Origin of the sequence: Streptomyces anandii JCM 4720, from assembly GCF_014650655.1 — a bacterium.
GTDB classification, from domain to species: Bacteria; Actinomycetota; Actinomycetes; order Streptomycetales; family Streptomycetaceae; genus Streptomyces; species Streptomyces anandii.
This window is the reverse complement of the sequence record NZ_BMVJ01000005.1, coordinates 203,604-226,195: the sequence shown is the minus strand read 5'-3', so window position 1 is coordinate 226,195 and position 22,592 is coordinate 203,604. Positions and strand designations below refer to the sequence as shown.

The 22,592-nt window shown below is 71.8% G+C and carries 20 protein-coding genes and 1 pseudogene; 10 read left to right on the top strand and 11 right to left on the bottom strand.

The window, feature by feature from the left end:
- Together IE249_RS37015 and IE249_RS11850 are read right to left on the bottom strand one after the other, a co-directional pair.
- Window positions 1–354: pseudogene (locus IE249_RS37015) on the bottom strand (hypothetical protein); the annotation flags it as partial.
- Window positions 351–1,298, bottom strand: a complete 948-nt coding sequence (locus IE249_RS11850) for an ABC transporter ATP-binding protein (RefSeq protein ID WP_189704742.1) — start codon at window positions 1,296–1,298, stop codon at window positions 351–353. The pseudogene IE249_RS37015 and the gene IE249_RS11850, both read right to left, overlap by 4 nt.
- Before the next feature lie 266 nt (window positions 1,299–1,564).
- Here IE249_RS11850 and ku point away from each other — a divergent pair, with 266 nt between their 5' ends.
- Entirely contained in the window at window positions 1,565–2,656 is a 1,092-nt protein-coding gene (gene ku, locus IE249_RS11845) for a non-homologous end joining protein Ku (RefSeq protein WP_189704741.1), read from the top strand.
- Window positions 2,657–2,659: 3 nt separating this feature from the next.
- Here ku and IE249_RS11840 read toward each other — a convergent pair whose 3' ends face one another.
- Window positions 2,660–3,112 carry a hypothetical protein gene (locus tag IE249_RS11840; RefSeq protein ID WP_189704740.1) on the bottom strand — a complete coding sequence of 151 codons (453 nt, stop codon included), beginning with the start codon at window positions 3,110–3,112 and terminating at the stop codon, window positions 2,660–2,662.
- 234 nt (window positions 3,113–3,346) lie between these two features.
- On the opposite strand from IE249_RS11840, the gene IE249_RS11835 reads away from it, so the two are divergent.
- On the top strand, window positions 3,347–4,549 hold the full coding sequence (locus IE249_RS11835) for a GDSL-type esterase/lipase family protein (protein WP_189704739.1): 1,203 nt from the start codon (window positions 3,347–3,349) through the stop codon (window positions 4,547–4,549).
- Window positions 4,550–4,575: 26 nt separating this feature from the next.
- Here IE249_RS11835 and IE249_RS11830 read toward each other — a convergent pair whose 3' ends face one another.
- The gene (locus tag IE249_RS11830; protein ID WP_189704923.1) at window positions 4,576–5,877 is read right to left on the bottom strand and encodes a Cmx/CmrA family chloramphenicol efflux MFS transporter; all 1,302 of its coding nucleotides are present in this window, start codon (window positions 5,875–5,877) and stop codon (window positions 4,576–4,578) included.
- Window positions 5,878–6,014: 137 nt separating this feature from the next.
- Window positions 6,015–7,535 carry a COG1361 family protein gene (locus tag IE249_RS11825; protein WP_189704738.1) on the bottom strand — a complete coding sequence of 507 codons (1,521 nt, stop codon included), beginning with the start codon at window positions 7,533–7,535 and terminating at the stop codon, window positions 6,015–6,017.
- Window positions 7,536–7,666: 131 nt separating this feature from the next.
- On the opposite strand from IE249_RS11825, the gene IE249_RS11820 reads away from it, so the two are divergent.
- On the top strand, window positions 7,667–8,521 hold the full coding sequence (locus IE249_RS11820; RefSeq protein WP_189704737.1) for a phosphotransferase: 855 nt from the start codon (window positions 7,667–7,669) through the stop codon (window positions 8,519–8,521).
- A 103-nt stretch (window positions 8,522–8,624) separates the two neighbouring features.
- On the opposite strand, the gene IE249_RS11815 is transcribed toward IE249_RS11820, so the two are convergent.
- Complete coding sequence (locus tag IE249_RS11815; protein ID WP_189704736.1) at window positions 8,625–9,635, bottom strand: L-threonylcarbamoyladenylate synthase; 1,011 nt, start codon at window positions 9,633–9,635, stop codon at window positions 8,625–8,627.
- A 397-nt stretch (window positions 9,636–10,032) separates the two neighbouring features.
- Window positions 10,033–11,268 carry a glycoside hydrolase family 6 protein gene (locus tag IE249_RS11810; RefSeq protein WP_189704735.1) on the bottom strand — a complete coding sequence of 412 codons (1,236 nt, stop codon included), beginning with the start codon at window positions 11,266–11,268 and terminating at the stop codon, window positions 10,033–10,035.
- Between the two features lie 143 nt (window positions 11,269–11,411).
- Between IE249_RS11810 and IE249_RS11805 the strand changes: the two genes are divergently transcribed.
- The 4 genes from IE249_RS11805 to putP all read left to right on the top strand — a co-directional run bounded on the left by IE249_RS11805 (window position 11,412) and on the right by putP (window position 17,654).
- A complete protein-coding gene (locus IE249_RS11805) occupies window positions 11,412–11,948 on the top strand; it encodes a cysteine hydrolase family protein (protein ID WP_189704734.1) in 537 nt (178 codons plus the stop codon).
- A 169-nt stretch (window positions 11,949–12,117) separates the two neighbouring features.
- On the top strand, window positions 12,118–12,948 hold the full coding sequence (locus tag IE249_RS11800) for an alpha/beta fold hydrolase (RefSeq protein ID WP_189704733.1): 831 nt from the start codon (window positions 12,118–12,120) through the stop codon (window positions 12,946–12,948).
- 545 nt (window positions 12,949–13,493) lie between these two features.
- On the top strand, window positions 13,494–13,922 hold the full coding sequence (locus IE249_RS11795; RefSeq protein ID WP_189704732.1) for a hypothetical protein: 429 nt from the start codon (window positions 13,494–13,496) through the stop codon (window positions 13,920–13,922).
- Window positions 13,923–14,051: 129 nt separating this feature from the next.
- Window positions 14,052–17,654 (top strand): sodium/proline symporter PutP, encoded by a 3,603-nt coding sequence (gene putP, locus IE249_RS11790; RefSeq protein ID WP_229858191.1) that lies wholly within the window; start codon window positions 14,052–14,054, stop codon window positions 17,652–17,654.
- An 86-nt stretch (window positions 17,655–17,740) separates the two neighbouring features.
- On the opposite strand, the gene IE249_RS11785 is transcribed toward putP, so the two are convergent.
- Window positions 17,741–17,956: a DUF4177 domain-containing protein gene (locus IE249_RS11785; protein WP_189704731.1), complete on the bottom strand. Its 216-nt coding sequence runs from the start codon at window positions 17,954–17,956 to the stop codon at window positions 17,741–17,743.
- A gap of 293 nt (window positions 17,957–18,249) precedes the next feature.
- Here IE249_RS11785 and IE249_RS11780 point away from each other — a divergent pair, with 293 nt between their 5' ends.
- Entirely contained in the window at window positions 18,250–19,146 is an 897-nt protein-coding gene (locus tag IE249_RS11780) for a lanthionine synthetase LanC family protein (RefSeq protein ID WP_189704921.1), read from the top strand.
- A 66-nt stretch (window positions 19,147–19,212) separates the two neighbouring features.
- Here the strand turns inward: IE249_RS11780 and IE249_RS11775 are convergent, their stop codons facing one another.
- Window positions 19,213–19,605: a VOC family protein gene (locus IE249_RS11775; RefSeq protein ID WP_189704730.1), complete on the bottom strand. Its 393-nt coding sequence runs from the start codon at window positions 19,603–19,605 to the stop codon at window positions 19,213–19,215.
- Entirely contained in the window at window positions 19,602–19,904 is a 303-nt protein-coding gene (locus tag IE249_RS11770) for an ArsR/SmtB family transcription factor (RefSeq protein ID WP_189704729.1), read from the bottom strand. The genes IE249_RS11775 and IE249_RS11770 overlap by 4 nt, the downstream gene beginning before the upstream one ends.
- Before the next feature lie 228 nt (window positions 19,905–20,132).
- On the opposite strand from IE249_RS11770, the gene IE249_RS11765 reads away from it, so the two are divergent.
- Window positions 20,133–20,738 (top strand): GNAT family N-acetyltransferase, encoded by a 606-nt coding sequence (locus IE249_RS11765; RefSeq protein ID WP_229858184.1) that lies wholly within the window; start codon window positions 20,133–20,135, stop codon window positions 20,736–20,738.
- Between the two features lie 56 nt (window positions 20,739–20,794).
- Window positions 20,795–21,976, top strand: coding sequence for a serine hydrolase domain-containing protein (locus IE249_RS11760; protein ID WP_189704728.1), 1,182 nt, complete (start codon window positions 20,795–20,797; stop codon window positions 21,974–21,976).
- Here IE249_RS11760 and IE249_RS11755 read toward each other — a convergent pair.
- Entirely contained in the window at window positions 21,931–22,305 is a 375-nt protein-coding gene (locus IE249_RS11755) for a VOC family protein (protein ID WP_189704727.1), read from the bottom strand. The two genes, IE249_RS11760 and IE249_RS11755, sit on opposite strands and share 46 nt — an antisense overlap.
- Between the last annotated feature and the right edge of the window lie 287 nt (window positions 22,306–22,592).

Below are 22,592 nucleotides of genomic sequence, written 5' to 3'. Positions count from 1 at the left end.
CGCCCAGGTCCCGGCGAAACCGAGGATCACCAGCGGTCCGGCCCACCCCGTGGCGTGCATCCAGCGGCCGAAGAGGGTGTCGGAGGGCAGCGTGGTCTGCCGGCTCACCCCGGCGACGAAGAGGGCCGGCGCCATCCAGCAGGCCAGGAGCAGCAGACGTACGCGCCACTGCGAGAGGAGTTTGACGAGCTCGAAGCGGTAGGCGCGGGAGAGGGGGGCGCGGAAGGCGGCGCGGTCGGCGCCGGCGACGGTGGTCGCGGTCCCGGCGCCGGTGGCGGTGTCGGTGGTCCCGGCGCCGGCGGCGGTGCCGGTTGTCCCGGTCGTGCCCGGAGTGGTGGTGTCGGCGGGGGTCAACGGGTGGCCTCCTGCTGCTCGGTGAGGGCGAGGAAGGCCGCTTCCAGCGGTGAGACCACGGGGGCCAGTTCGCGTACCGCGACACCCGCGCGCACCAGCGCGGCCACCAGTTCGTCGAGGGCGGGCGCCAGCGCCCGTACGACCAGGACCTCGGCGTTCGTGCGTGCGGCGCCGCCGGTCTCGTCGACGATGCGGATCCCGGCCGTGCCGGAGGCGATGCGGCGGGCGGCGTCGGGGTCGGGGGTACGCAGCCGGTAGTCGAGTGCGCGGTCCTCGGCGCCCAGCTTGCTCACCGGGCCGGAGAAGACGACGCGTCCGGTGGCGAGGACGGTGACCTCCGAGCAGAGTGCTTCGAGGTCGTCCATGCGGTGGCTCGACAGCACGACGGCGACGCCGTCCGCCGCGAGGCGGGTCAGGACCCCGTGGACGTGCTTCTTGCCGGCCGGGTCGAGGCCGTTGGACGGCTCGTCGAGCAGGAGCAGCCGGGGCCGGGTCAGCAGGGCCGCGGCGAGCCCGAGCCGCTGGCGCATGCCGAGGGAGAACCCGCGGACACGGTCGTCGGCCACGTCGGTGAGCCCGACCTCCGCGAGCACGTCGTCGACTCCCCCGGTGCGCGCCCCGCGCCCGCGCAGGGCCGCCACCGCGGCGAGGTTCTGCCGGGCGGTGAGCGAGGGGTAGAGACCGGGCCCGTCCACGAAGCCGCCGACTCCGCCGGGAGCGGCGAGCCCCCGGCCCAGGGGCGAACCCAGGATTTCCAGGGTCCCGCTGTCCGCGACGGCCAGGCCCAGCAGCAGACCGAGGGCCGTCGTCTTGCCGGCGCCGTTCGGTCCCACGAGACCGTGGACCCGGCCCTGTGCCACGTCCAGGTCGATGCCGTCGAGGGCGACGACGTCACCGAAGGACTTCGTGACGCCACGCGCCCGGACTGCGAGGTATGCGTCCATGAGCCCCTCCTTTGAAAACCCCATGGACCCTAGGGACGCCACACCCTGCTTGGCATGTACAGGCGGTTGACGTCCGTGGAAGAACTCGTCAAAGGTCGGCAAGTCGCGCGGGCCCGGGAGGCGTTCACCGCGAACACGGCGCAGGACATGTCCGTGGGCCGCTTGGACGGCCCGGCGCGCGGGATCGGGGCGACGGTGCGAGCGTGGAGGCGTACAGGAGGAGCACCCCCAGCCGTGGCGCTGGACGAACGGGACGGAGCACGGTCATGGCCCGGGCGATCTGGTCAGGAGTGATCACCTTCGGTCTGGTCACCGTCCCCGTGGGCCTCTATACGGCGACCGAGGACCACACGGTCCACTTCCACCAGTTGCAGCGCGGCACCTCCGACCGGATCCGCAACCGGCGGGTGAACGAACGCACCGGCGACGAGGTCGCCACGCGCGACATCGTCAAGGGGTACGAGATCGACGAGGGCCAGTACGTCGTGGTGGAGCCGGACGAGCTGGACGAGATCGCGCCGGGCCGCTCACGGACCATCGACATCAGCGACTTCGTCGACCTGGAGGCGATCGAGCCGGTCTACTTCGACCGCACCTACTACGTCGCCCCGCGCGGCGAGGAGTACGACAAGGTGTACGAGCTGCTGCGCGCGGCGCTGGCGGAGGCGAACAAGGTCGGGATCGCCACGTTCGTCATGCGCAGCAAGCAGTACCTGACCGCGTTGCGCGCGGAGGACAACGTGCTGGTGCTGCAGACGCTGCACTGGGCTGACGAGGTCCGCGACCCCGGCACGGAGCTGCCCGAGCTGCCCTCGGGGCGGGCGGGGCGCGGCAAGCAGCTGGACATGGCGCTGGAGCTGGTCGACGCCCTCAGCTCCGACTGGGACCCGTCCCGTTACCGCGACACCTACCAGGAGAAGGTGCGCGAGCTGGTCAAGGCCAAGGCCGAGGGCCAGGAGATCGCGGTGTCGGAGGAGCCGCCGGAGGCGACCAACGTCATCGACCTGATGAAGGTCCTCGAGGGCAGCCTCCAGGCCGCCCGGTCCGGCCGCGGTGAACCGGCATCCGGGACGACGGGGAAGACGGGGAAGGCAGAGGCAGCAGGGAAAACGGCGAAGGCGCCGACGCGCAAGGCCCGGCCCGAGAGGGCCGGGACGCCGTCGGCGCGGGCCCGCCGCAGCGGAAGCACCTCCAAGCGCGAGCTGCAGGAGCTGAGCAAGGCGGAGCTGTACGAGCGGGCCAGCCAACAGGACGTCCCGGGCCGCTCGAAGATGAGCCGCAAGGACCTCATCGACGCCCTCGCGGGCGGAAGCGGCGGCCGCGGCCGCGGCCGCGGCCGCAAGAAGAGCGCCGCGTGACGCCTAACCGCACTTGCGCTTCCAGCTGTGCCACTTGCCGCTCTTGAAGGTGTTGCAGTACGAGGTGCTGCCGGCCCAGACCGTGACGGCACGCCAGTTGGCGATCCTGGCCCAGCCCCCTGTGTTGTCGGCGCGTCCGTGACCCGGCATCTCCTTCCAGCCGTCGGCGGCGCGCCAGGTGTGCCAGATCGTGCGGTTGGCCGCCACGACGAACGTCTCGTCCGTCGTGCCGTTCTTGTCCCAGTCCACGTCCAGCACCCTGGTGCCGCACTTGTAGTAGCCCTTGTTGGCCCAGCGGGTGATGGCGCAGCTGCCGGCGGCCACGGCGTTGCCACTCGCCGCGGCGGGCCGTGCCACGGTGCTGTCGGCGCGAGCCGGGGCCGCCGTGGCCGCGGCGGGAAGCAGGCCGACGGTCAGCCCGCCGGCCAGGGCCACCGACATTCCGAGGCCGGCCATGTGTCGTGAAGGCATCTCGATCCCCCAATGTGTTGGTGCCTTCGGTCGGGTCAGAAGGCTAGGAGAACGAGGGCCGTCGCGCGTGCTCCGTGGGGTGGAGTTCGCGGTCAACTTTCGGCGTAGTCGCGGGTAAACCTCGGCGGTAGGGCGGGGGGCCGTTTCCGTGGACGCGCCCGCCGACAGCTTCTAGGGACTTGCCTAAACGTATTAGGTAGCTGCATGATGTGTTTCGCCATGACTGCAAACCATCACCTCATCACCGCACCCGTCACCGACGGCCTCCTGCGCGGCGCTCTCGACGTGGAACGCACCGCGCACGGGCTGCTGCCGCACCGGCTGCCCGCGCGGGCGCGCCGGCAGATCCCCGACGAGCAGCTGACCCTGGCCGAGGCCCAGCCGTCCGGCGTGCGCGTGGTCTTCCGCAGCCGCGCGACCACCGTCGAGCTGGACACACTGCCCACCAAGAGGGCCTACCGAGGTCTGCCGGCCCCGGCGGACGGCGTCTACGACCTGCTGGTCGACGGCCGTCTCGCGGCGCAGACCACGGTGACGGGCGGCAACCTCCGCATCATGGACATGGCCACACAGTCGGTCGAGGTACGCGAGGGTCCGCCCGGCACCGCCCGGTTCACCGGCCTGCCCGCCCATGACAAGGACGTCGAGATCTGGCTGCCGCACAGCGAGGTCACCGAGCTGATCGCCCTGCGCACCGACGCTCCCGTCGAGCCGCTGCCGGACCGGGGGCGCAGGGTGTGGCTCCACCACGGCAGCTCCATCAGCCACGGCTCCGACGCCGCGCATCCCACCGCCACCTGGCCCGCCCTGGCAGCGGCCCGCAGCGGAGTGGAACTGGTCAACATGGGATTCGGCGGCAGCGCGCTGCTGGATCCGTTCACCGCCCGCGCGATGCGCGACACCCCCGCGGACCTGATCAGCGTCAAGCTCGGCATCAACATCGTCAACGCCGACGTGATGCGTCTGCGCGCCTTCGTTCCCGCCGTCCACGGCTTCCTGGACACCATCCGCGAGGGGCATCCGACCACACCGCTCCTGGTGGTGTCCCCCATCCTGTGCCCGGTGCAGGAGGACACTCCAGGCCCCCTGATGCCCGACTTCGACGGCGGCACCCTGCGCTTCAAGGCCACCGGCGACCCGGCCGAACGCGCAGCCGGGCGCCTGACGCTCACCGTCATCCGGGAGGCGCTGGCTCGCATCGTGGACGAACGGAGGGCGGACGACCCGTACCTTCACCACCTCGACGGCCGCGACCTGTACGGCGAGAAGGACTACGCCGAACTGCCCCTGCCCGACGAGATCCATCCCGGCCCCGAGGGCCACCAGCGCATCGCCGGGAACTTCGCCCGGCTCGCCTTCGGCGGCGACGGCCCCTTCCGCCACGGCCCCTTCCGTCAGGAGCCGTTCCGTCGCGAGGCCTGAGATGAACCGGGGCCGCGTCAGAGGCCTCAGAGGGCCTGAGCGTCTCCTGACGGCTGCCCGGACCGAGCGGAACCCGCCCCCTCGGCGCAGGACTCCAACTCCCGCTCCGGGACGCCCGGACGGGCGGGGCGCAGCCGCGTGAGGACCGTCCGTCCATCGGTGCCGCGCCCGTCGATGACACGGGTACGGCCGTGCAGCCGCAGCGACACGACCGCCAGCGCGATCGCGGCCGTGGTCATCGCCGCGCCCGCCCAGGCGGTGGAGGCGAAGCCGAAGCCGGCGTCGATCACGGCGCCGCCGAGCCAGGGACCACCCGTATTGCCGAGGTTGAAGGCCGCGGTGGTCGTCGCACCGGCCAGCGTGGGCGCGGCGACGGCGACGTTGAACATGCGCGCGTTGAGCGCCGGGGCGGTGTAGAAGGCGGAGACGCCCAGCAGGAACGACAGACCCACCACCGCCACCGGGCTCGAGGCGAACAACGCCAGTGCGGCCAGCAGGACGGTCGACGCGGTGATGCCGGAGAGCAGCACGCCGAACAGGTGCGCGTCGGCCACCCGGCCGCCGACCGTCGTGCCGGCCAGCGCACCGAGGCCGAACAGCGCGAGCACGGTCGGCACCCAGCCGTCCGCCAGCCCGGCCTCGTCGGTGAGGAGCGGGGCGAGGTAGGAGAAGGCGCAGAAGACGCCGCCCGCCGCGAGCGCGGTGACGGCGACGGACAGCCAGACCTGGCGGTCGCGGTAGATGGCCAGTTCGCCCTTCAGTCCGCTGCGCCGCTCCGGCACCGGAATGTGCGGGATCCGGGTCACCACGCCGACGAGCGCCAGCGCGGAGGCCGCGCCCACGGCCCAGAACGCAGCCCGCCAGCCGAGGTGTTCGCCGAGGAAGGCGCCGGCCGGGACGCCCAGGACGTTGGCGATGGACAGTCCGCCGATCATCACCGCCATCGCGCGGGCCCGGGCGTTGGCCGGCGCCATGGCGATGGCGACGGCGGCGCCGACCGCCCAGAAGCCCGCGCACGCCAGCGCGCTGGCCACGCGCGACACGAACAGGACCTCGTACGTCGGCGCCAGCGCGCCCAGGGTCTGGCCGAGGCCGAACACCGCGAGGAGCGCGACCAGCGTGGTCTTGCGCGGCAGCCGCAGGGTCGCGGCGGCGAGCAGGGGCGCGCCGACCACCATGCCGATCGCGAACGCCGATATCAGCAGGCCCGCCCTCGGGATGGACACCCCCATGTCGTCCGCGATCGGCGGCAGCAGCCCCGAGAGCATGAACTCGCTGGTGCCGAGCGCGAACACGGACACGGCAAGGACGTAGACGGCGAGCGGCATGCGGGGAGCCACGGGGCGTGCGGAGGATACGGGCATGACTGGTGCCAACCACGCGTGACCTCGGGCCATTCCCGCAGCGCCCCGGCGTCTCGGGACTCGGACACGGAACCCCCGACCCCGTGCCGCACCGCCCCGGGTCAGCGTGACCGCTTCGAGCGCCACCCGACCAGGACCCCGGCGACGAGGAGCACCGCGAGGACGGTCGCCGCCGCCACACAGTGGCCGGGAGTTGCCCAGGAAGGGCCCGGCCAGACCTCCACGGCCACCTCGGCGGTGTCGTCGGCGATCGTGGTGTCGTGGCTGGGACGCCCGGCGTCCCCGTCGGAGACGGTGACCCGCCCGCCGCGGTGGGCCATGTCCTTGTCGATGCGGAGGGTGAAGGGGAAGGTTGTCGTGGATCCCACCGCGCCCGCCTGCGCCGTACACACGTACCGACGTGCGCCGGGCTGTTTCGCGGACGGTTCGGCCAGCGGCTTTCCGTCCGGGGCCAGGGCACGGCACTTCTGGTCGACCACTTCCTCGTCCCTCTCGAAGTCGTAGGGGGAGGAGACGACGGTGGTGCCCGACGGCACCGTGAACTCGACCCGCACCGGGGCCGGGAGCGCGCCGGGGCCGTCGTTGCGTACGCCCACGCGCACCGTGGCACGGCTGCCGACCGGTCCTCGCGCGGTGCCGGCGACGGCCACGAGGTCGGTCTTGTTGTTCACCGGCACCCTCAGTTCCGACGAGCCCTCCTCCGCCGTCCCCGCGCGTCGGGAACCGGCGGGCACCAGGCGCAGCGCGGCTCCGTCGCCGTGGCGGTACTGCGACGCCGGCTCGGGCGGGGGTACGTAGTCGGTTCCGAGGGCGGCGGCCCGGAACGAGACGCTGGGGTACGTGGCGTCACGGCCGGCCTTGAGGACTTCCCGCGCGCCAAGGCGGTAGGACGCTCCGGGATGGATGACGACGTCGGCCGCGGGCAGACGGCACCACGTCGAAGTGGTTCCCCGGTAGAGGCAGTTGCTGTGCCTGGTGGCCGGTGCGATGCCGTCCCGTGTGTCCATGAAGAGCGCGACTCCGCGGGCGGGCACGTCGCCCGTGTTGCGTATCGTCAGTGCGACGGCGAGGCTGCCGCCCGGGTCGGCATCGGGTCGGTCGGGGTGTGCGTCGACCACCAGTTCCGGCTTGCCGATCACAATGCGGGAGCTTCCCGTGACGGCGGGCCGGCCGGGCGAGGTCATCCGGTAGCGCAGCACCGCCGAGTCACCCGCCCCGGCGCCCTGCGCGGGACTGAGGCGGAAGTACTGGCGCTTCCCTCCTGCGGCGGGGTCCCCGTCCTTCCCCGTGCAGTGGAAGACCGGCAGACGGACGGGACAGGCGTCCAGCGCCGGTTTGATGACCGCGACGCCCTTCAGGTCACGGGCGTCGAAGGTGACCGTGACCTCGGCGGCCCCCTTCTCCTCGACGCGCAGCTCGGCGGCGTCGTGGGGCACACGCGAGACGTACAGGACCGACGGCGCGACGAGCTCCGGGGCGGAGGACGGCGCACAGCCCACGAGTCCCGCCGCCGGCAGCACGGCCAGGAAGAGCAGTGGCCCAACGACCTCGCGCACCAGCCGTTTTGAGGCGGCGGCACTCCTACGTCCCACCGCGAGCAGGCACTTGGTTCCCTCGCTCATGTCCACCGGGACCACCCTGCCAGGCGTAGATCACGTCCGTGCATCCACTCCGCATCGACAACTTGGTACGGTACGCGGGCGGCACGCATGGAAAGTCGCGGCAGCACTCAAGGGAGAGGGGCCGGGCGACGATGCGGGCGTCAGAGGCTCGGCGTGCGGTGGCCGCCGCCTTGTCGGCCGCCTCCTCACTCGGCCTGACGGCCGACGAGGCGATCCTTCTCCACAACTCGAACAAGCTCACCCTGCGACTGCTGCCGTGCGACGTCCTGGCCCGGGTGGCGCCCGAGGCGCAGCGTCAGGTCGCGCACTTCGAAGTCGCGCTGGTTCAGCGGCTAGCCGTATGCGGGTGCCCCGTGGGGGCTCTCCAGCCCCAGGCGGAGCCTCGCGTCCATGCCCGTGACGGCTTTGTCATCTCGCTGTGGACCTACTACGAACCCGCACCACCGAGCGAGATCCCCGCGGCCGACTACGCCCATGCCCTCGAGCGACTGCACGCGGGTATGCGTGGGCTCGACATCCCGGCACCGCACTTCACGGACCGGGTCGAGCGGGCCCAGCGGCTCGTCGCGGACCACGACCGCACTCCGGCGCTCGCCGACGCGGACCGGAAGCTGCTCGGGGACGCGCTACGGAGCCTGAGCCGAGCGATCGGCGAGCGCGCCGGCGCCGAGCAGCTGCTGCACGGCGAGCCGCACCCGGACAACCTGCTCAGCACGGGGAAAGGGCCGCTGTTCGTGGACCTCGAGACGTGTTGCCGTGGTCCTGTCGAATTCGACCTCGCTCATGCGCCCGAAGAAGTAGCCGAGCACTACCCGGGTGCCGATCAGGACCTGCTGCGCGAGTGCCGGGTGCTCGTCCTGGCGATGATCACGGCGTGGCGCTGGGACCGGGACGATCAGTTCCCCGACGGGCGCGGGCTGGGCGTGGAGTGGCTCGGCCGGCTCCGAGCGGCTCTCGGTCGCGACGGCCCGGATGCCCATGGCTGAGCGCGACCGGCGCCGCTCGGCGCTCCCGCGGGAACGCCGAGCGGCGTCCGCGCCGTACCGACGTCGGCACCGGCGCCGGTGCCCGTGCCGGCGTCGGTGCCGGTCAGACGGTGGGCCGGGGTCCCGCGGCGCGGCGGAGACGGTTCGCGATGGCCAGTCCCAGGCCCTCCTCCGCCGGCAGGGAGGCGATGATGAGGTCGCACCCCTGTTCGTCGAGTTCCCGCAGGAATCCGTACAGCCCGCGCGCGTAGGCGGCCATCGAGGCCGGAAGGGCCACCACGGCGTGCGCCTTCACCGGGGTGTCGGCGAGGGAGGGGGGAAGGAAGACGCCCACCTGATGACCGAGTTCCTGCGCGAGCCGTGCTTCGGCGGCGACCTTCTCGGGCTCGACGAGGACGACCCGCGCGCGCGGCGCGTAGTGGGACGGATGCTGGCCCGGCACCCGGACCCGGCTGGTCACGGGCACGGCGAGCGGGTGCCCCAGTACGGCTTCGAGGTCCTCGCGCGTCACACCGCCGGGCCGGAGGATGCTCAGGGTGTCGCCCGTGGCGTCGACGATGGTCGATTCGACTCCGACCTTGCAGTCGCCGCCGTCCAGGACGAAGTCGACCGCGTCGCCGAGTTCGGTGCGGACGTGCTGCGCCGTGGTGGGGCTGACCGAGCCGAAGCGGTTGGCGGACGGGGCGGTGACGCCGCCGCCGAAGGCGGAGAGCAGGGCGAGGGCGACGGGGTGGTCGGGCACGCGCACGGCCACCGTCTCCAGACCGCCCGTCGCTTCGAGGGGCACCCGGCGGCCGCGCCGCAGGACGAGGGTGAGCGGCCCCGGCCAGAAGTGTTCCGCCAGCAGCCGCGCGCTCGCCGGCACCTCCTCGACCCAGTCGTCCAGTTGCTCCGCGCCGCCGATGTGGACGATCAGCGGGTGGTTGGGCGGGCGCCCCTTGGCCCGGAAGATGCGGGAGACGGCGGCGGGGTCCTCGGCGTTGGCGCCCAGACCGTAGACCGTCTCGGTCGGGAGGGCCACGAGGCCTCCCGCGCGCAGCACACCGGCCGCCTTCTCGATGTCACTGGGTTGTGCCGTCACCCTCGCAGTCCTCTCACCGTTCGGCTCCCCCATGTTCCTACCATGTCGGCACACTCCGGCCGGAACGCATCCGGGTGCCGAACACCGTCACGGTACGTGAAGGAGTCGAACAGCCTCACCGTAGGTGCGGGAGCCGTCACGGCCCACGGGCAGGCGCCGCAGCCGGGAAGAACGCCGCGCCGACGGGCAGGACCGTGGAGCAGACCCGCAGTGTCCGGGCCGGGCCAGTCGGTAACCGCAGCCGGGGCAGAAGGCGGAGCCGTGGGTCTCGGGGCGGCACTGGGGGCAGACCAGCTGCCGGGGCGTGGTGACGTCGTAGCTCTGACGGGCCTGCCTTCAGCACGGCCCGGCGTCCGCACCGGCACCTGGCACGACAGCGCGGAGCGGCGGCCGCGGAAAGCAGGTGTCCGGCACACCGCCGCGCTGACGTTCAGGGGAGCAGCAGCCGGGGGTTGGCGTTGTGCACCAGTTCCAGGGCCTGCTGGGGGAACCACTTGCCTGCCGCCGGGTCCTGGTAGCCGCGTTCGGGGTCGTCCGGGCCGGGTGTGCCGCGGGTGCACTGGCCGTCCGACTCCCCGGGGATCTTCACCCACAGTTCGGCGTCGGCGAGCGGGTCCCCCGTGTCGAGGGTGGGCCGGGCGCCGGCGCCGCGAGCGGGCGGGTTGCACCAGTCCTGCGGGTCGGAGTAGACGCCGGACGGCGGGACCCACGGGCCCTGGCCGTTGCGGCTGGTGTCGGTGACGAAGTGCTTCATGGCGGAGGGCGCCGCGTGCACATGCGCGTCGAGCCATGCCTGCGCGTCGTTCACGGCCCACCACTTGTTGGGGCAGTCGGCCGCCGCGCCGCCGGCCGATACGTAGCTCAGGCAGGACGAGACGAGCTTGCCGTACCAGGCCAGTTCGCTGTCGGAGCGGTAGTTGGAGATGTTGAGGAAGAAGCCGGTGGCGTCGTCGATGCCGCCTGCGACCAGGCGGGGCACGATGTCGTTGACGCTGTGCCAGCCGCTGTGCCCGGCGTCCAGGTAGACCTTGGTCCCGGCGAGCGGTTCCAGGGCCTCCACCGCGTAGTGGATCTCCGTGTAGCGCTCGGCGGTCCTGCTGCCCTGCGCGTCGTCCTGGCCGCAGTCCGAGGGCAGCAGCGCGAGCGAGTCCGGCTCCAGGATCACGGTGGCGGGCTGGCTTCCGATGCCCGCGCGCACCGCGTCGATCCATGCCTCGTACTGGGGCGTGTCGGCGGCCCCGCCGGCCGAGTACTGGGCGCAGTCCCGGCCCGGGATGTTGTAGAGCGCCAGCACGGGCAGCGCGTGGTGCCGGGCCGCGTCCACGACCGTTCTGCGCACCGAGGCCCGTACCTCGTCGGGCGTGCCGTCGCCGTACCACACGGCCTGCGGTGTCCGTGTCATCGCCAGCACACCGGCCGCGTCCTTGAGCTTCCGATGCCGCACCAGGTCCAGGATCTGCCGGTCGGCGTCCGGGTTCGCGGGCGGGGTGTAGAGGGCGGAAGGCGGCGAGGAGTGCGTGGGCCGCGCCTGTGCGGGGGTGGCGGTCAGCGCGGCTACGGCCAGCGCGGCCGCGGTCGCGGCGACGGCGATTGGACGGAGGTTGGTGGAGGTTCTGTCGGTGCTTCCGGTGCTTCCGGCGCTTCCGGCGCGGTCGCGTGCGGTCATGCGGGCGGCTCCTCTGATACGTGGGGTGGCCGTGCACGTTCACGGCAAGCCTGAGAGCCTGGGAGCGCTCCCATGCACCGCATCAAGGAATTAACCCCTCCTGGGGGAGCCACGTCAATCCCCCGGAGGGGAACCCTGGCCGTATGAGCAAGCCCGCGCTGATCGTCATCGACATGATCAACACCTACGACCACAAGGACGCCGAACTGCTGATCCCGTCGGTGGAACCGGTCGTGCCGGTCATCACCGGTCTGCTGCGGCGCGCACGGGACCAGGAAATCCCGGTGATCTACGTCAACGACAACTTCGGCGAATGGCGCTCGCATCACGGCGAGTTGCTGGACCACGCCCTCGCGGGACCCCACGCCCACCTGGTCGAGCCGCTCAAGCCCGACTCGGACTCCCTGTTCGTGCTCAAGACCCGCCATTCGGTCTTCTTCGAGACACCGCTGGAGTACCTGCTCCGCCAGCAGGGCCTCACCCGGCTCGTGCTGGTGGGGCAGGTGACCGAGCAGTGCGTGCTCTACTCGGCTCTCGACGCCCACATCCGTCACTTCGACGTGGTCGTCCCCAAGGACGCGGTCGCGCACATCCACGAGGACCTCGCCCGGGCGGCACTGCGGATGATGGAGCGCAACATGGGTGCCCGCGTATGCGAGAGCCACGAGCTCTGGGCGTGAGCACCCGCCGCCCCTCGCCCGAGCCGCGAGATGTGCCGTCCGTCACATCGGCGTAGCGTTGTCGAGGCGTTGCCCGCCCTGGAAGTCCATGGCTCCGGAAGCCCGTGTTCCCGGAAGGACGGGGCGCCGGTCCCGGGGGGCCAGTTGCGATCAAGCGGAGGGCTCAGCGATGGGTACCGTTACCACCGACGACGGCACGGTCATCTTCTACAAGGACTGGGGCCCTCGCGACGGCCGGCCGGTCGTCTTCCACCACGGATGGCCGCTGAGCGCGGACGACTGGGACAACCAGATGTTGTTCTTCCTGTCGCACGGCTACCGCGTCATCGCGCACGACCGCCGCGGCCACGGGCGTTCCACCCAGAGCGCCACCGGCCACGACATGGACACCTACGCCGCGGACGTGACGGCCCTGACCGACCACCTCGATCTGCGGGAGGCCTTCCACATCGGGCACTCGACGGGCGGCGGAGAGGTCGCGCGGTACGTCGCCCGAGCCCGGCGCGGGCGGGTCGCGAAAGCGGTGCTGGTCAGCGCGGTGCCGCCGATCATGGTCAAGTCGGACGCCAACCCCGGCGGCCTGCCGATCGAGGTCTTCGACGGGTTCAGGAAGGCTCTGGCCGCCAACCGATCGCAGTTCTACATCGACGTCCCCTCCGGGCCCTTCTACGGCTTCAACCGGCCGGGGGCGAACGTGTCCCAGGGGCTGATCCACAACTGGTGGCGACAGGGAATGACGGGCGCGGCCAACGCCCACTACGAGTGCATCAAGGCGTTCTCCGAGACCGACTTCACCGAGGACCTGAGGCAGATCGACGTCCCGGTGCTCGTCGCGCACGGCACGGACGACCAGGTGGTCCCGTACGAGGACGCGGCGCCGCTGTCGGTGGAGCTGCTGAAGGACGGCACCCTCAAGGCCTACGACGGGTTCCCGCACGGGATGCTGTCGACCAACCCCGACACGCTCAACCCGGACATCCTCGCCTTCCTCCGGTCCTAGCTCCCCAGCGGCCGGCGTACGCGCTTCCGGGTCTCCGGGAGCGCGGCGCGGACCCGCTGTGCGGCCTCGTCGACGAGCACTTCGGGCTCGTCGACGAGCAGCGCGGCCATCGCGCCGGGACCGGCGAAAACTCCCGGGAGACGGCCCAGGTGCCGAAGCAGTCGACCCCCCTTTCACGCCGCGCCCCGTCGAGCGAGCCCTCGAGGAGCGACGGCCCTGCGGTGACTCCGGCGTTGCTGATGACGATGCTGACGTCACCGGCCGTACGCGCGGCCTCGGCGACTGCTCCTCGTCGGTGAGATCCAGCCGCAGCGCTGTCGGCCCGGGTTCCCGCAGGCTCCCCGGGTCGCGGATGCCGGCGTACACCTTGCCGGCGCCGTGAGCGAGCGGCGCCCGGCGCTGACCGCCCTTTCGGCGGCCCGCGGGGAAGATCACGTATGATCACATGCGTCTCAAAACGAGCAACTGATGCGTTCACCCGCCCAGTTGGAGAAATCTCCACACCCCGGACCATGGGTGGCCGCACAGGGGGAAAGGATCCACTGATGAATTCGACCAGCCTGCGGCGACGCCTTGCCGGAACCGCGGTCACCGCTCTCGTGGCGGGTGCCGGCGTTCTGGCGACCGCGCCCTCGGCATTCGCCAAGGCCAATGAGATCACCATCGACTCCGTGTCGCTGAGCGGTCAGGACGTGCAGGTACGGCTCACCTACTCCTGCGACCCCGGGCTGGGCCAGCAGCTCGTGGCCAACGCGACGGCGCTCGACTCGCACAGCCCGAAGGCGGGCAGCGCGGCGGGCGTCATCGGCAGCGACCGGCTCGTCTGCGACTACGGCGACCACAAGGCTGTCATGACCCTGCACACCGCCTACGACACCCGCTTCGCCAAGAAGGACACGGTCAAGGTCGCCGTCTTCTACTTCGACAAGGACGGATACACGACGGCGGACCAGACCGCCGTCGCCGTTCTCTGACGGTTCCCCCCGTCCCGAACAACAGGTGCCCGGCCCGGGTCGCACGGCCCGGGCCGGTCCCCTCCGGACACGCAGGTCCACGTCAGGTCGCCCCTCGCCGCCCGCAATCTGTAGATTTGTACGGTACTCATGGACCTCGCAGGCGAGGACAGCATGATCGATTCGAGTGCGCCGATCGTGACCACGTTTCTCGTGTACGTGGCCGCCATGATCGGAACCGGTGTCTGGGCGTACACCCGCACTCACACCTTCGCCGACTTCGCCCTGGGCAGCCGCAGGCTCAGCCCCTTCGTCGCCGCGCTGTCCGCGGGGGCCAGCGACATGTCCGGCTGGCTTTTCCTCGCGCTCCCCGGAGCGGTGTACGCGGCCGGTGTCGGCGCCAGCTGGATCGCGGTCGGTCTGATCGCCGGCACGTACCTCAACTGGCTCTTCGTCGCCCCCCGACTGCGTACGTACACCGAGCGGGCCGGGAACGCCGTGAGCCTGTCGGCGTACCTGGAGGAGCGGTTCGAGGACCGCACCCGGACGCTCAGGATGGTCTCCGCGGTGGTCATCCTGGTGTTCTTCACCGTCTACGTGGCCAGCGGCCTGGTGGCGGGCGGGGTGCTGTTCGAGCATGTGTTCAATATCCCCTTCGGGCTCGGGGTGACCCTGACCGCCGCGGTGATCGTCATCTACTCGGCCCTGGGCGGCTTCATCGCCGTCAGCACGACCCACGTGATGCAGGCGACCCTGATGTTCGTCGCCCTGATCGTGCTTCCAGCGGTGGGAATCAGCGCGCTCGGCGGCTTCGGGACCATGGCCGACGCCGTCGACGCCAGATCGCCGGACCTGCTGGACATGGGGAGCAGGGTCGACTTCGCGAACGGCCAGTGGTCCGCGGGCGGGTCGCTCGGCGCCGTGGCGATCATCTCGCTGCTCGCGTGGGGGCTCGGCTACTTCGGGCAGCCCCACATCCTGGCCCGCTTCATGGGCATCCGCAGCCCCGAGGCGGTCCCGGCGGCCCGCCGCATCGAGACCGGCTGGGTCGTCGTCGTGCTCGCCGGCGCCACGCTCGTCGGCCTGGTCGGAATCGCACGGTCCCGTACGCCGCTGACCGACCCGGAAACCGTCTACATCGTGTTGAGCCGCGCCCTGCTCAACCCGTGGCTCGCCGGCGTGCTGCTGATCGCCGTACTGGCCGCCATCATGTCGACCGCCGACAGCCAGCTCTGCGTGTCCTCAGTCGCCCTCACGGAGGACTTCTACCGCGCGTTCCTCAACCGGCGCGCCTCGGACCGGTCGCTCGTGTGGATCGGGCGCGTCGCCGTCGTCGTGGTGATCCTGGTGGCCTACGCGATCGCCCTCAAGGGCGGCGGGCTGCTCGGGATCGTCGCCTACGCCTGGGCGGGCTTCGGGGCCGCCTTCGGCCCGGTCGTGCTGCTGTCGCTGTACTGGCCGCGCATGACCTGGGCGGGGGCCATCGCCGGCATCGTCTCCGGCGCGGCCACGGTGCTGCTCTGGAAGGAGGTCAACCCCTACCTGGGCCCGCTCCGGTCGGACGTCTACGAGATGGTGCCGGGCGTGGTGGTGGCCACGGCCGCCGCGCTGTTCTTCGGCAGGTTCGTCGGCCGGCCGCCCAGACGGGCCTTCTGGCGCATGCCGGGTGGCGGGGTGAGCCAGCTGAAACTGACGCCGTTCTTCACCCACGCACCGGTCGGGATGGCGGTCCTGGACGCCGATCTGCGCTACGTCTGGGTCAACGAACCGCTGGACCGCCTGATCCCCCTCGAACAGCGGCTGGGGCGGTCGATCAGGGAGGTACTGCCCGAACTGGAGGCCGAGGCCTTCGAGACGAACATGCGCAGCGTGCTGGCGACCGGCAGACCCGTGATGGACTACGAGTTCCGCGGCCCCAGCTACACCGACCCCGACCGCAGGCGCGCCTTCTCGGCCTCCTTCTTCGGCATGAAGGACCGCCAGGGCCGGGACGTCGGGGTCTGGTACATGATCATCGACGTCACCGAGCGCTGGTGGGCCCAGGAGCGGTTGGCGCTGCTCAACGACGCGGGCGCGCGCATCGGCAGCACGCTGGATGTGACGCGGACCGCGCAGGAACTGGCCGACGAGTGCGTGCCGGCCCTCGCCGACTTCGTCGCCGTCGATCTGCTGGACGCGGTCATCGAGGGTGAGGAGCCGGCTCCGGGCCCGGTCGGCATGACGCCCGTCATCCGCCGCGCGGGGCAGCAGTCCGTGCGCGAGGGCTGCCCGGAGGCGAGCCTGGACGTGGGAGACACGGTCCGGCGGGCCGCCTCCTCCCCGGTGACCCGCTGCCTGCTGGAGAGCCGGACGCTGGTGGAGGCTGTCCTGAACCGGTCGACCAGCGCGTGGATCACCGAGGACGAGTCGCTGGGCGCCTCGATCCTGAGGTTCGACTTCCGCTCGCTGATGGTCATTCCGCTGCGGGCGCGCGGAGTCACCCTCGGCGTCGCCACATTCGCCCGGTCACAGCGTCCGGGCTTCGCCGAGGACGACGTGCGGCTGGCCGAGGAGCTCGTCTCCCGGGCGGCGGTGTCCGTCGACAACGCGCGCCGCTTCACCCGCGAGCGCTCCGCGGCCCGCTCCATGCAGCGCTATCTGCTGCCGCAGGAGCTGACCGGGGGCTCCGCGCTGGAAGTGGCGTCGTGGTACCTGCCCGCGGACGCCCCGAGCGGTGTGGGCGGCGACTGGTTCGACGTGATCCCGCTGTCCGGCGCCCGGGTCGCCCTGGTCGTCGGCGACGTGGTCGGGCACGGCATGCCCGCGGCGGCGACGATGGGACGCCTGCGCACCGCGGTACGCACCCTCGCCGACCTGGACCTCACCCCGGAGGAACTGCTGGCCCACCTGGACGACCTGGTCATCGGGCTCATGGGGGCGCAGGGCGACGGGGAGCCGGTGGTGGCCGATGACGGGACCGCGCCCGACACCTTGCTGGGGGCCACCTGTCTGTACGCCGTGTACGACCCGGTCAGCAGACGGTGCACCCTCGCCCGGGCCGGCCACCTCCCGCCCGTCGTCGTCACCCCGGACGGCAACGCCAAGGTACTGGACCTGCCCGCCGGGCCACCGCTCGGTCTGGGATACCTGCCCTTCGAGTCCACCGAGATCGACCTGGCCGAGGGCAGCCTCATCGCGCTCTACACCGACGGTCTCGTCGAGACCCGGGACCGGGACATCGACCTCGGGCTCGCCCGGCTGTGCGAGGCGCTGGTGGCACGCAAGCCGGCGCTGGAGGAGACCGGGCTCCATGTCGTCGACGCCCTGCTGGCCGGTCCGCCGTCCGACGACGCGGCGCTGCTGCTGGCCCGGACCAACGTGCTGGCGCCCAACCGGGTCGCCTGCTGGGACCTGCCCAGCGACCCGGCCGCCGTCGGGCGCGCCCGCACTCTCGCCGGGCGGCAGCTGACCGACTGGGGCATGGACGCCCTGACGTTCACCACGGAGCTGATCGTCAGCGAGCTGGTCACCAACGCGATCCGTCATGCGACCGGCCCGGTCTCCCTGCGCCTGATCCGGGACCGCAACCTCATCTGCGAGGTCTTCGACGGCAGCAGCACCCTGCCGCGGCTGCGCCATGCGCGGACCACCGACGAGGGCGGGCGCGGACTGCTGATCGTCGCCCAGCTCGCCCAGCGGTGGGGGACCCGGTTCACGGCGACCGGCAAAATCATCTGGACGGAACAGGCCACGCCTGCCGACACGGTCCCGTAGTGGCGTGGCTTGGCCCGCACCGGCACGGCCCCGTTGCGGGGACCGTCCGGATGGCCGGCCCGATGCCGCGCGGGACGCCGCGCGAATTACTGGCGCGGGCGCTCGAAGGTGAGCAGCAGCCCCTCGACGGCTCCGGGACCTATGCGCCCCTTGACGTCGGCCGAGGTGATGGCCTTGAGACCCCAGCCGTCCTCGGCGTGCTTGTTCAGGACCTTCTCCAGCTTGTCGCTGTCCAGCGCGTCGCCGATCAGCGACTCCCGGAAGCTGACCACCTTGTACTCGTAGGCGTACGGACCGCTCATGACTGCGCTTCTCCTCGGAACTCGGACCGACCCGGCCGCACTGTGACGCCGGCCGGGGCAGTCAATCACCTCCGGGCCGTACCCGAAACGATTCCACCGGCCCGGCTTCGCCCCGGATCCTACGCTCCGAACTTGGCATCCCCGTCAATAGTCGCTCCGCCAAGTGACGGGAAGCTCGCGGAAGATGGTGTGGTGCGGGTGGGGGCCGGCTCCGCAACGATCAAGGCCGTAAGTTCTTCGACGGCCCGTCTGTTCCAGCAGGTCGCGGTTCCGACCCGGCTGCCCCCACCCCGCTGGCCCGGCGTCAGCAGCGAAGACCTCGGCGACCTCGTGGGCGCGGAGGTGCCCACGCGAGGGGCGACACCCGGACGCTCCTCACGGCCGCGCGCGCCTACCTGGACCTGGTGGACCGGCCGGCCCAAGGCGTGGACCCCACTTTGGGAACGACCAGCGCGCTCGCCGGCTGCTCACACCTCGTGAGGAGCCTGCGGGAGGTGAGGGACCGGGACCAGGACCAGGACACGAAGGATCTGCTGGAGCGGCTGACCGACCGCGCCAACGCGTACGCCGGTCATGTGGCCGGACAGGTCCTCGGCCACCGGCGTGACGCCCCGGACGGCGCGGTTCCGCACCACACCGGGGCGGCCCACGGGTGGGCCGGTCTGCTCTACACGCTCACCACGTGGTGGGAGGTCGCGGGCCGGGACATCGACGACCGCGTCGTCGGGCACCTCGCCGAGCTGGGCGGCCGGGGCGTACGAGCGGGGCGCGGTCTGCGCTGGCCCGTTCGCGTCGATCAGGCGCCTCCGTCCTTCATGAACAGCTGGTGCCACGGGTCGCCCGGACACGTGTACCTGTGGAACGCGGCTCATCGCACTCTCGGCGACACCACGTACCGGGACATCGCGGTCGCCGCCGCGTTCGCGACCTACGACGACCGGGAACCCAACACGACCCTGTGCTGCGGCCAGGCCGGACACGTCTTCGCCTTGCTGAACATGTACCGCCACACGCGGGAGGAGGCATGGCTCGAGCGTGCCTCCGAACGGCTGCAGAGCGCCCTCAAGAGCCAGGACGCCAGGCCGGCGGGGCCGTGGAGGCACAGCCTGTACCGCGGTGACGTCGGACTCGCCCTCGCCGCCGTCGAGATCGGGCACCCGGACGAGGCGAGACATCCGCTCTTCGAGTGAGGTGCGGACCCGGTCGGAGCGGCGGACCCGGTCGAAGCGGCGGGCCGACTGCGCACGGGCGGTCGCCTACTGCGGCTTGGTCGCGATCTGGATCAGGTTGCCGCAGGTGTCGTCGAACACCGCGGTGGTGACGGGGCCCATCTCCAGGGGCTCCTGGGTGAAGTGGACGCCGAGGCCGCGCAGGCGCTCGTACTCCGCCTTCACGTCGTCGACGGCGAACTGGGCGAGCGGGATGCCGTCCTGCACGAGCGCGTCGCGGTAGGGCTTGACGGCCGGGTGACCGGCGGGCTCCAGGAGGAGTTCCGTGCCGTCGGGCTCCTCGGGCGAGACGACGGTCAGCCACCGGGCCTCCTCCCCCAGCGGGACGTCGTGCTTCTTCACGAAGCCGAGGATTTCGGTGTAGAAGTGCTCGGCCTTGGCCTGGTTGTCGACGAAGACGCTGGTCAGGTGGATCCTCATGGGGTGCTCTTTTCCGGTCCGGACGGGTCGGGCACGGGCCATCGCTCGGTGATCTGCCGCAGCGGGGCCGTGTTCAGGTCGTGGTACTTGTAGCGGCCCTCGCGCCTGGTCTGGACGAGCCCGGCGGCCTCCAGGACCGCGAGGTGCTGGGAGACTCCCTGGCGCGAGATGCCCAGCCGGTGCTTCATGCTCAGCCGGGAGCAGATCTCGAACAGTGTCTGCCCGGACTTCTCCGTCAGCTCGTCGAGGATGGTCCGGCGGGTGGGATCGGCCAAGGCTTTGAACAGGTCGTCGGCCACACCCCCAGCATAGGCAACTCTCCACTTGCCTGTCCATGTGTCCTCACTTGCCTGCCCGTGTGTCCTCACTTTCCTGGCCATGTGTCCTCACTTGCCTGGCCATGTGTCCTCCGGCCGTCCTTGACCCGTGTCCGGTCCGGCGGCACACTGCCGACGGTCGTGGCGCGATCGTCCGGGGAGCGGACCTCACGGCCCCCGACGCCCGGCCGGCATGCTCAGGAGGCGCCCGTGAGCGGCAAGGGAAAGGCGGGTGACGCCCCGAGTGACCCGCTGACCGTCCGGCTGCTGGACGAGGGCACCTGGCCCGCGTTCGCCCGGCTGGTCGAGGCGAACAACGGGGTGTGGGGCGGCTGCTGGTGCATGGGCTTCCACGTCAGGCTCGGCAAGGGCCGCACCGCCGAGCAGAACCGGGCCGAGAAGGAGCTGCTCGTCCGTGAGGGCGCCACCCATGCCGCGCTCGTCCTCGACGGCGACGACTGCGTGGGCTGGTGCCAGTTCGGCTCCCCCGCCGAGCTGCCGTACATCAAGAGCAGACGCGCGTACGAGAAGGACCTGACGACGCTGCCGGACTGGCGCGTCACCTGTTTCTTCACCGGCAAGGGGCAGCGCGGGCGCGGTGTCGCGCACACCGCGCTGGGCGGGGCGCTGGCCGAGATCGCCCGCAAGGGCGGGGGCACGGTCGAGGGGTACCCCGAGGAGACCGACGACCGTTCGGTGTCGGGTTCCTTCCTGCACACCGGCCCCATGGCCGTCTTCGAGAACCACGGCTTCACCCGTAGCCGGCCGATCTCGCCGCACCGCTGGGTGGTCACCCTCACGGTCGCCCCCGCCTGAGAACCGGCCCGATATTCGGTTGACCGCGCGCTGCCGGAATGGGCTCAATACGGGACGTGGCTGATATTCACGGCACGTACGACGACCTCTTCTCCGCGGTGCCCGACGCACTGGCCGCGCTGCTCGACGCCGGTGACGCGGGCGGCTCCGTGGCCGTCCTCGTGGACGGCGAACCCGTGGTCGACGTCTGGGGCGGGTTCGCCGACGGCGGGCGGACCGTGCCGTGGCAGCGCGACACGATCACCAACGTCTGGTCCGTCACCAAGACGATGACCGCGCTGTGCGCGCTGATCCTGGCCGACCGAGGCGCGCTCGACCTGGACGCGCCGGTCGCCCGGTACTGGCCCGAGTTCGCCGCGGCGGGCAAGGAGAAGGTGCTGGTCCGTCACCTGCTCTCGCACACCGCGGGCCTGCCCGAGTGGGACGCCCCGGTGACGCTGGAGGACTTCTGCGACTGGCCGGCCGCCACCTCGCTGCTCGCCGCGCAGGCCCCCCGCTGGGAGCCGGGGACCGACGGCGGATACCACTCGCTCACCCAGGGCTTCCTGGTCGGCGAGATCGTGCGCCGGATCACCGGCGGCACCGTCGGGCGGTTCCTCGCCGAGGAGGTGACCGGGCCACTGGGCGCGGACTTCCACATGGGCCTGGCCTCCGAGCACGACGACCGGGTCGCCACCCTGGTCCCGCCGCCCGGCAAGGACGAGGACTACGCCGCGAGCGCGCCGGGGGCGGACGCGGCGCCCGCGTCCGGGGGCGCTATCCGCGTGCGGGACGGCAACAGCGTGGCGTGGCGCCGCGCGCAGATCCCCGCGGCGAGCGGCTTCGGCAATGCCCGCTCGGTCGCCCTCGTCCAGTCGGTGATGGCGTGCGCGGGCGCCGTGAACGGCGTGCGCCTGCTGTCGGAGGCGGGCACGGAGCGCGCCCGGCAGGTGCAGTTCGAGGGCCAGGACCGGGTCCTGGGCATACCGATGCGCTGGGGCCTGGGCTACGGCCTTTTCGGCACCACCTACGGCTGGGGCGGCTCCCTGCTCATGATCGACCCGGACTCCCGCATGGCGGTGGCGTACGTGACCAACCAGATGCGCGAGCCCGCGGAGGAGACCCGGGGCCTCGACCTCGTGATGTCCGCGTACGACGGCCTCCAGGGCCTGCGCCGCCGACTGGGCCGGCCTGGAGGGGTGGTGCCGGCGGCTCAGTGCCGGCAGAGGCAGAACGGGTGGCCCGCCGGGTCGGCGTAGACCCGCCAGTTGGCCCCCGGGCGGATCTGGTCCGTTCGCTCCAGCACGGTCGCGCCGAGGGAGAGCGCCCGTTTCTCCTCCCCGTCGAGGTCGTCCACGTCGAAGTCCAGGTGGAGTTGTTGCGGGCGCTCCTGACCCGGCCACTCGGGTGGCCGGTAGCCGTCCACCCGCTGACAGGCCAGCGGCGTCCCCTCGAAGCCGTGCACCTCGACCCAGCCGGAATCCTCCGGGTCCCTCACCACCCGGCCGCCGAGCAGTCCGGCGTAGAACTCGGCGAGCCCCACCGGATCGGCGCAGTCCAGCGCGACCGCCTGCAGCTTTCGGATCACTTGTGACACCCCTCGCTCTCCGGCCACTCGCGCGGCGCCCGGTACGGGAGGGGTGGTACCCACCACCACGGCGGACATGCGCGGCGGCACCGCGCCGGAGCGGTCAGAGCGGCCCCGGACTGCGGGCCTGCCGCAGCAGCCGCCGGTGGACGAGGGCGACGGGAGGTGGTGGCGGCCCGGAGGGTGTGACGAGGTACAACGTGTTGAACGGCTGGACCTGGGCTTGGTGGCGCGCCTCAAGGGAACCGGCCGCCACTGCGGGATCGGCGAGGTCGCGGGGCAGCACG

What these genes read in the sequence shown, in the direction of transcription:
- IE249_RS11850 (WP_189704742.1), bottom strand. Translation starts at nt 1,298, where the DNA reads ATGGACGCATACCTCGCAGTCCGGGCGCGTGGCGTCACGAAGTCCTTC.
- ku (WP_189704741.1), top strand. Translation starts at nt 1,565, where the DNA reads ATGGCCCGGGCGATCTGGTCAGGAGTGATCACCTTCGGTCTGGTCACC.
- IE249_RS11840 (WP_189704740.1), bottom strand. Translation starts at nt 3,112, where the DNA reads ATGGCCGGCCTCGGAATGTCGGTGGCCCTGGCCGGCGGGCTGACCGTC.
- IE249_RS11835 (WP_189704739.1), top strand. Translation starts at nt 3,347, where the DNA reads ATGACTGCAAACCATCACCTCATCACCGCACCCGTCACCGACGGCCTC.
- IE249_RS11830 (WP_189704923.1), bottom strand. Translation starts at nt 5,877, where the DNA reads ATGCCGCTCGCCGTCTACGTCCTTGCCGTGTCCGTGTTCGCGCTCGGC.
- IE249_RS11825 (WP_189704738.1), bottom strand. Translation starts at nt 7,535, where the DNA reads ATGAGCGAGGGAACCAAGTGCCTGCTCGCGGTGGGACGTAGGAGTGCC.
- IE249_RS11820 (WP_189704737.1), top strand. Translation starts at nt 7,667, where the DNA reads ATGCGGGCGTCAGAGGCTCGGCGTGCGGTGGCCGCCGCCTTGTCGGCC.
- IE249_RS11815 (WP_189704736.1), bottom strand. Translation starts at nt 9,635, where the DNA reads ATGGGGGAGCCGAACGGTGAGAGGACTGCGAGGGTGACGGCACAACCC.
- IE249_RS11810 (WP_189704735.1), bottom strand. Translation starts at nt 11,268, where the DNA reads ATGACCGCACGCGACCGCGCCGGAAGCGCCGGAAGCACCGGAAGCACC.
- IE249_RS11805 (WP_189704734.1), top strand. Translation starts at nt 11,412, where the DNA reads ATGAGCAAGCCCGCGCTGATCGTCATCGACATGATCAACACCTACGAC.
- IE249_RS11800 (WP_189704733.1), top strand. Translation starts at nt 12,118, where the DNA reads ATGGGTACCGTTACCACCGACGACGGCACGGTCATCTTCTACAAGGAC.
- IE249_RS11795 (WP_189704732.1), top strand. Translation starts at nt 13,494, where the DNA reads ATGAATTCGACCAGCCTGCGGCGACGCCTTGCCGGAACCGCGGTCACC.
- putP (WP_229858191.1), top strand. Translation starts at nt 14,052, where the DNA reads ATGGACCTCGCAGGCGAGGACAGCATGATCGATTCGAGTGCGCCGATC.
- IE249_RS11785 (WP_189704731.1), bottom strand. Translation starts at nt 17,956, where the DNA reads ATGAGCGGTCCGTACGCCTACGAGTACAAGGTGGTCAGCTTCCGGGAG.
- IE249_RS11775 (WP_189704730.1), bottom strand. Translation starts at nt 19,605, where the DNA reads ATGAGGATCCACCTGACCAGCGTCTTCGTCGACAACCAGGCCAAGGCC.